Source organism: Chitinimonas violaceus (genome assembly GCF_052601015.1).
This window is the reverse complement of record NZ_JBQXDJ010000054.1, coordinates 20,709-27,614: the sequence shown is the minus strand read 5'-3', so window position 1 is coordinate 27,614 and position 6,906 is coordinate 20,709. Positions and strand designations below refer to the sequence as shown.

The window sequence follows — 6,906 nt, the reverse complement described above, 5'->3', positions numbered from 1 at the left end:
TGCCGATTTGGATAAGTGGTTGTATCGCTACCGGCATTTGGTCGAGAACGCCTTTGCGAGGCTGAAGCATTACCGTGCAGTGGCGTTCCGGTTCGACAAACTGAAACGGAACTATGAAAGCATGGTTTCCATGGCCTGTGGGTTTCTATGGCTACCTATGTGAAACGTCAACAGACCCTAGCAAAGTTCATAAAATTCGATGGGCAAATCATCGGGGTCGCTGCAAAAGGTAAAACGCGCACCCGTAAATTCATCCACACGGATCGGTTCACACGTGATCGCATAGTCACCAAGACGGGTAACGACCGCATCCAGATCCACCACACGGAACGCCAAATGACGCAGGCCACGCGCTTCTGGAAAGCTTGGTCGTTTTGGCACCTGCGGAAACGTAAAAATCTCCAGCTGGGTGCCATCGGGCAAACGCACATCCATCTTCCACGAGTCTCGCTCAGCCCGATAATGAGCTGCCAGCTCTTCGCCACCTAATGCCTGCACATAGAAACGCCGTGCCGCAGCCAAATCGGACACGATAATCGCCACGTGATGAATACCTGCGATCAGTGGGGAAGCGGTAACTGGCTCAAGGGACATTGATATCTACACCATGCCACATTACCCACGCCATCACCCCGACGACCAGAAGCACCACCATGCCAGCCCACCGTTGCCGGCGGGCTGCCCGTGGATCGACCAATCGTTGAATGGCCAAACCTGCAATCAATAGACCAATCAGGGTAAATGCTAGTTTCAACCGCGACATGAGGAATCTTGTTTTAACCCGCCCTTAGAACCTGTTCACAATCTTACTGCACAACCGTGAACCCTACTCATGCGTCAGGTGCACCCTTCTCACTGGCATACGGATCGGGATAGCCAAGGCTGGCCAGGATAGCTGTCTCCAGCGCTTCCATGGCTTCTGCCTCAACATCGTCCTCGTGGTTATAGCCCTGCAGATGTAGTACACCATGCACGACGAGATGCGCCCAGTGCGCCTCCAACTTCTTGCCCTGTTCGAAGGCTTCGCGCTGCACCACTTCGGCACACACCACCAAATCCCCCATGACCATGCCTTCCATACCCGGCATGGCTTCACCTTCGTTTAAGGCAAAGCTGAGCACATTGGTGGCATAGTCCTTGGCCCGGAACGCCTGATTCAGCGAACGGCCTTCCGGCTCATCGACGATACGTACCGTAATCGCCGCATCGAGCCCCGCTTCCAGCGCAGCTGCAACCCATGTACGGATCAGCTTCTTACTCGGCGTACCTTTGGGCTTGTCGGCATATTGCACGGTCAAGTCCAACTCGCCCAGCACCATCTCTGCCTCGCCCTCTTGCTCATCACGTTCTACAGCAATACTGATGGCGTTGGCGCTGGCAGGCCGGACCAGCAAACGCGCAGGTGCAGACTCTTCAGCAGGGGTACCGATCAACACACCGTCAGGCGCATCGAGCAATACGTGCAACTCCGATCCATCCGCCAGCAACAGACGTAGTTGCTCGGCTTTGACCAACTTCTCACGCCCTTTGGCGTCAATGGCGAATACAGTTATGGCAGCAGCTTGGTTCATATCATTCTCAGGGTTTTGCAGTACGCAACCGGCGCAATTCCGTCATCAACCACGTCTTGGTAGGTTGTTCACTGGCACCGGGACAACGCACGCTATAAGGCTTGCCGCTCATATAGCTCTGGCTGGCAATCTGCTCGATAAAGTCGTCGGCCGTCTTCACCCGGTCTCCCACTTTGCTCAGCTTCAGGCGTAGATGGTCGGTGGCTTCCTTGGCCGGGTATACCGCGCCATTACGTACAAACTGGCAACCTGAACGAGCTGAGTAATCAAGCAGATGGTTGATTTCACCCGTAGCAGTGGCATCCATCGCCAGCACTGGCGCTGCCAGCAACCCCATAATGACCGCGATGAATTTACGCATTGGTAGAATCCTTATTGATTAGCTTCAGCCTTTTTCAAGGCTTTGTCGCGCTTATCGTAGGCATCCACGATCTTCTGCACCAAGGGGTGGCGCACCACGTCGTCGTTCTGGAAAAAATGCAGCGCAATGCCACGTACATTCTGTAAAACATGCTGCGCATCAACAAGGCCGGACTTCTGATGCTTGGCCAGGTCAATCTGCGTTACATCGCCCGTTATTACAGCTCGGGAACCAAAGCCGATCCGCGTCAGAAACATCTTCATCTGTTCTGGCGTGGTGTTCTGCGCTTCGTCGAGAATCACAAACGCATGGTTAAGGGTACGGCCACGCATAAAAGCGAGAGGGGCAATTTCGATGATGCCGCGCTCGAATAGCTTGGTGACCCTTTCAAACCCCATCAGGTCATACAGCGCGTCGTACAGTGGGCGCAGATAAGGGTCAACCTTCTGTACCAGATCACCAGGCAGAAAACCCAACCGCTCACCAGCCTCTACGGCAGGCCGCACCAGCACCAACCGCTTAACCGTGTCGCGCTCCAGGGCATCCACCGCGCTCGCAACCGCCAGATAGGTCTTGCCGGTACCGGCCGGGCCAATACCGAAAGTGATGTCATGCTCCTGAATCGCCTTCAGATAATCATTCTGCCGCGGGGTACGACCACGCAGGTCAGCACGCTTGGTCTTAAGCACCGGCATACCACCCTCGCCCAGCGTCAGGGTCTGGCTGCTCTCAGACACGCGCAGCTCGATCAAACTGAGCTGCACCTCTTCCACATCGACAGGCCGATGCGAAATGCTATAGAAGCGTTCCAGCAGCTCTGCCGCCAACTTGGTCTGAGCGACCCGCCCCGAAATACTGAAGTGCTCGCCACGCCTGACGATATCGACTTCCAATCCCGTTTCGAGCTGACGCAGGTTTTCATCCAGCGCACCGCACAGATTAGCCAAGCGGCCATTATCAACAGGCGAAAAATGCAGTTCCCGGGTAGCGTGGCGGATACTCATGCGGCAATGGTTTCCTTGGTAACAATCTCGCCACGCAGGCTATGCGTGGCGGTTTCGGTAATGAGGACTTCAACAAACTGGTTGATCAAACGAGGATTGCCAACAAAGTTCACGATCCGGTTATTGTCCGTACGGCCTGCCAATTCGTTCTCGTTCTTGCGCGAAATTTTCTCCACCAATACGCGCTGCACAGTACCCACCATACCCAGGTTGACTTCATCGGCCAGCTCGTCGATACGCTTTTGCAAGCGCTGCAAACGCTTGAGCTTCACATCCTCCGCAACCTCATCATGCAACTCCGCTGCAGGAGTACCAGGGCGACGGCTGTAGACAAAACTGAAACTGGCATCGAAACGCACATCGTCAATCAGCTTCATCGTACGCTCGAAGTCTTCTTCGCTCTCGCCCGGAAAGCCGACAATGAAGTCCGATGAAATGCACAGATCAGGCCGGGCATCACGCAGCTTGCGTACGATGGCCTTGAACTCCAGCGTCGTATAACCGCGCTTCATATTCACCAAGGTACGATCTGCCCCAGCCTGTACTGGCAGGTGCAGATGCGAAACCAACTTAGGCAAAGTACGGTAGCAATCGATCAGGCGCTGCGTCATTTCCTTGGGATGGCTAGTGGTGTAGCGAATCCGCTCGATACCTGGAATCTCGTGCACGTATTCAAGCAGCAACGCGAAGTCGGCAATTTCGCCATCTTCCATCTTACCCAGGTAAGCATTCACGTTCTGGCCCAGTAAGGTGACTTCCTTGACCCCCTGTTGCGCCAGGTCGGCAACTTCCACCAATACATCTTCAAACGGGCGGCTTACTTCCTGGCCACGGGTATAAGGCACCACGCAGAAGGAACAGAACTTGGAGCACCCTTCCATGATGGAAACAAAAGCCGACGCGCCTTCAATCCGGGCTGGGGGAAGATGATCGAATTTTTCGATTTCAGGGAAGGAGATATCCACCTGGGATTCGCCACTGCTGCGCTTCTTGGCGATCAACTCAGGCAGCCGGTGCAGGGTTTGCGGACCAAACACGACGTCCACATAGGGCGCGCGCTTAACGATGGCTTCGCCCTCTTGCGATGCGACACAACCGCCTACACCAATCACCAGATTGGGATTTTGCTGCTTGAGGTGCTTGATGCGCCCAAGGTCGGAGAACACCTTCTCCTGCGCCTTTTCACGCACAGAACAGGTGTTGAAGAGAATCACATCCGCTTCTTCGACATTGTCGGTCTTGCTCAGACCTTCGCTGGCATGCAGGACGTCGGCCATCTTGTCCGAGTCATACTCGTTCATCTGGCAGCCAAAGGTTTTGATAAAGACTTTCTTGCTCACGATCACTCACCCCGGTGCGCTGTTAGCACCATCAAATCAAGCGCTTATGTTACCCACCCTACGGCGAACACGCATAAGGAAAAAGCCTGTCGCCTAGTAGGCAACGGGCTTTTGAAACCTGGTGGCTATGACTGGACTTGAACCAGTGACCCCAGCATTATGAGTGCTGTGCTCTAACCAGCTGAGCTACATAGCCATCGAAGAGGGCGCGATTATCTAGACGGAGGCACGCTTCGTCAAGCCCCTAACCCTAACTTTTCGCCAAACCTGCGGTCGGGCAAGCGGAAAATTCCCTACAATCCCCCCGACCGATCGTCCCGCCGGAACCCTTCCATCATCTCCGGCAATACCATTCCTTTGGAAAAAGCGATCACCTTAAACAGCTCGCCCATTTCTGCGGGGCTCATCAGTTTGTTCAAGGCTGTGGTCGCTTTCAAATACGCTGCACTGCTTGCTTCTAGGCTTGCCAACGCATCCAGCACACCCGCATCCAACAGAAATGAAGCTTGAGATGTAAAACCTTCCAATTGCCACCCAGCCTGGGTAGCTGCCCGGTAAATTGCAGAAAAATCCACATGGGTGGTGATGTCTTCCAAACCAGGCAAGTGGAACGGATCATCGTGACTGTGATGACGATAATGGCAAATCAACGTACCCATATGGCGTTGTGGGTGATAGTACTCGCCAGCCACGAATCCATAGTCGGGCAGGATAACTGCACCACGGCTTACTACTGCGGCCAAACTAGCCATGAATGCCTGGGCTTCGTGCTGGACCTCTGTCTGATAACCGACTGGCAACGACAATCCCATTAGTGACTCGCAGCCAGCACTATCATTCAGCGGTCGAGCTTCCCAATCAAACCCATCCCGCCATACCACGCCACGCTGTAACCAACCGCCCTCCCCCCTCTCCAAAGCCACACATGGCATGGCATCGAGTACTTCGTTCCCGATTACGCAACCGATGAAATCTTTCGGCAAGGTCGTTAGCCAATACACCCGATCGAGCAGATCGGGCACTACGACCGCTAAAGTGGCACGCTGACGCTCAGCCAACTCAGCCGACAATTCCAAAATGTAGTAGTGCTCCGGCAAAGCATTCATGTGACGTAAAGCTGCTAACAAATCTGCCGCCAACTTGCCGGTGCCCGCTCCGACCTCCAATACTGCCCCGGAAACTGCTGACAAGACCTGAGCTACCGGGCGCGCCAGCGATTGCGCAAATAGTGGAGACAGCTCCGGCGCTGTCACAAAATCTCCCGCCTCGCCAAACTTTCGGCTGCCACCGCTGTAATAGCCCAAACCCGGCGCATATAGTGCCAAGCGCATGTAATCCGCAAAAGAGAGCCAGCCGCCAGCCCGGCCTATCTCATTACGAATCAGTTCAGTTAGCGCTTGGCTGGCAGCTAGCTGGTCAGCATCAGGAGCGGGCAGTTGGTTCATGTGTTAGATTCAATTTTCAGTTCGTTTACCAGACCGACCAGTTTAACGAGGCAGGGATATGCAGGGCAAAGTGGTATTGGTTACCGGCGGTGCTAAAAGAGTCGGCGCTGCCATCGTACGCAAACTTCATGGCGCAGGCGCCAATGTGATGCTGCACTATCGAAGTTCGCTGGCAGAAGCCCGTTCACTGGCGGCAGAACTCAACCTGCAGCGCCCGAATTCTGTCGCCATCAGCCAGGCAGACTTATTGAATATCGCTGGCCTGCCCATTCTGGTTCAACAGACCCTTTCTCAGTTCGGCCGACTGGATGCAGTTGTTAACAACGCGTCGAGTTTCTTCCCTACCCTGATTGGTGAGATTGACGAGCACAATTGGCAGGATCTCATAGGCAGCAATCTGAAAGCACCGCTGTTTCTAGCACAGGCCGCCGCCCCCGAATTGAAGAAGACCCAGGGCTGCATCATCAGCATTGCCGATATCCATGCTGAGCGACCCATGAAAAATCACGTGGTTTATAACATCGCCAAAGCCGGCCTTGTCGCCATGACCCGGTCGCTTGCCCGCGAGTTGGCGCCAGATGTGCGAGTCAATGCTATCGCCCCTGGTGCCAATATCTGGCCAGATGAGGAGTCAGCATTCGATGAACTGGCTCGTCAACGAATCACCAGCTCCATCCCACTGAAAAAAGTCGGAGAACCCGATGACCTGGCGCGTACCATCTTGTTCTTGATACAGGATGCACCCTACATTACCGGGCAGGTCATCAATGTAGATGGTGGCCGTAGCATTTATCTCTGAAAACCTGTTTACGATCTTAGAACCTGTCTAAAGTCTCGCGAGCTAGAGCAAGACAAGGCGAAAACAGCCGAGAAAGCGGAGTTTACAAGTGGTAAATGAGCATTCCGAGGGTGTTTTCAACGCCGTATTGCTGACGCACAGCAGACTTTAGACAGGTTCTTACTGCGCAGCGGTGATAAGGGCTTATCTGCTGCTCGAAAGCCCCCGCAAGGGGGACGCCGAACTGCTACGGTGCTTCGCACCAAGAAGTTCGCAGCCTCATGTACAACAGTACATTCCGGTTTCTGCGCTGCGCTTCACCCTGCTGACGGCTGCTCGTGACAGATCTGTAAACAGGTTCTAGTAAGAGTCTGCCGCCTTCGACAAAAAACCCTGTAAAATCACGC

Annotated in this window: 8 protein-coding genes, 1 tRNA gene and 1 pseudogene; 2 read left to right on the top strand and 8 right to left on the bottom strand. The window is 54.3% G+C overall.

Annotation, left to right across the window (positions count from 1 at the left end; genetic code table 11):
* Positions 1–163 (top strand): annotated as a pseudogene (locus tag ACUHMQ_RS15985) (IS5/IS1182 family transposase); the annotation flags it as partial.
* Between the two features lie 14 nt (positions 164–177).
* Here the strand turns inward: ACUHMQ_RS15985 and gloA2 are convergent.
* The 8 genes from gloA2 to ACUHMQ_RS15945 form a co-directional block, all read right to left on the bottom strand.
* Positions 178–594, bottom strand: coding sequence for an SMU1112c/YaeR family gloxylase I-like metalloprotein (gene gloA2, locus ACUHMQ_RS15980; protein ID WP_445296459.1), 417 nt, complete (start codon positions 592–594; stop codon positions 178–180).
* Positions 584–763, bottom strand: coding sequence for a hypothetical protein (locus ACUHMQ_RS15975; protein WP_445296458.1), 180 nt, complete (start codon positions 761–763; stop codon positions 584–586). Before ACUHMQ_RS15975 ends, gloA2 begins: the two co-directional genes overlap by 11 nt.
* A 67-nt stretch (positions 764–830) precedes the next feature.
* Entirely contained in the window at positions 831–1,571 is a 741-nt protein-coding gene (gene ybeY, locus ACUHMQ_RS15970; protein WP_445296457.1) for an rRNA maturation RNase YbeY, read from the bottom strand.
* A gap of 7 nt (positions 1,572–1,578) precedes the next feature.
* Complete coding sequence (locus ACUHMQ_RS15965; protein WP_445296456.1) at positions 1,579–1,932, bottom strand: DUF5329 family protein; 354 nt, start codon at positions 1,930–1,932, stop codon at positions 1,579–1,581.
* An 11-nt stretch (positions 1,933–1,943) separates the two neighbouring features.
* Positions 1,944–2,936, bottom strand: a complete 993-nt coding sequence (locus ACUHMQ_RS15960) for a PhoH family protein (protein ID WP_445296455.1) — start codon at positions 2,934–2,936, stop codon at positions 1,944–1,946.
* On the bottom strand, positions 2,933–4,237 hold the full coding sequence (gene miaB / locus ACUHMQ_RS15955; RefSeq protein WP_445296461.1) for a tRNA (N6-isopentenyl adenosine(37)-C2)-methylthiotransferase MiaB: 1,305 nt from the start codon (positions 4,235–4,237) through the stop codon (positions 2,933–2,935). The genes ACUHMQ_RS15960 and miaB overlap by 4 nt, the downstream gene beginning before the upstream one ends.
* A gap of 158 nt (positions 4,238–4,395) precedes the next feature.
* A tRNA-Met gene (locus ACUHMQ_RS15950) sits at positions 4,396–4,472 on the bottom strand.
* 97 nt (positions 4,473–4,569) lie between these two features.
* Positions 4,570–5,721, bottom strand: a complete 1,152-nt coding sequence (locus ACUHMQ_RS15945; protein ID WP_445296454.1) for a class I SAM-dependent methyltransferase — start codon at positions 5,719–5,721, stop codon at positions 4,570–4,572.
* 58 nt (positions 5,722–5,779) lie between these two features.
* Between ACUHMQ_RS15945 and ACUHMQ_RS15940 the strand changes: the two genes are divergently transcribed.
* The gene (locus ACUHMQ_RS15940) at positions 5,780–6,520 is read left to right on the top strand and encodes a pteridine reductase (protein WP_445296453.1); all 741 of its coding nucleotides are present in this window, start codon (positions 5,780–5,782) and stop codon (positions 6,518–6,520) included.
* Positions 6,521–6,906 lie beyond the last annotated feature (386 nt).

Excerpts from the sequence above, each read along its gene's own strand:
- gloA2 (WP_445296459.1), bottom strand. The coding sequence starts at position 594 with ATGTCCCTTGAGCCAGTTACCGCTTCCCCACTGATCGCAGGTATTCAT.
- ACUHMQ_RS15975 (WP_445296458.1), bottom strand. The coding sequence starts at position 763 with ATGTCGCGGTTGAAACTAGCATTTACCCTGATTGGTCTATTGATTGCA.
- ybeY (WP_445296457.1), bottom strand. The coding sequence starts at position 1,571 with ATGAACCAAGCTGCTGCCATAACTGTATTCGCCATTGACGCCAAAGGG.
- ACUHMQ_RS15965 (WP_445296456.1), bottom strand. The coding sequence starts at position 1,932 with ATGCGTAAATTCATCGCGGTCATTATGGGGTTGCTGGCAGCGCCAGTG.
- ACUHMQ_RS15960 (WP_445296455.1), bottom strand. The coding sequence starts at position 2,936 with ATGAGTATCCGCCACGCTACCCGGGAACTGCATTTTTCGCCTGTTGAT.
- miaB (WP_445296461.1), bottom strand. The coding sequence starts at position 4,237 with ATGAACGAGTATGACTCGGACAAGATGGCCGACGTCCTGCATGCCAGC.
- ACUHMQ_RS15945 (WP_445296454.1), bottom strand. The coding sequence starts at position 5,721 with ATGAACCAACTGCCCGCTCCTGATGCTGACCAGCTAGCTGCCAGCCAA.
- ACUHMQ_RS15940 (WP_445296453.1), top strand. The coding sequence starts at position 5,780 with ATGCAGGGCAAAGTGGTATTGGTTACCGGCGGTGCTAAAAGAGTCGGC.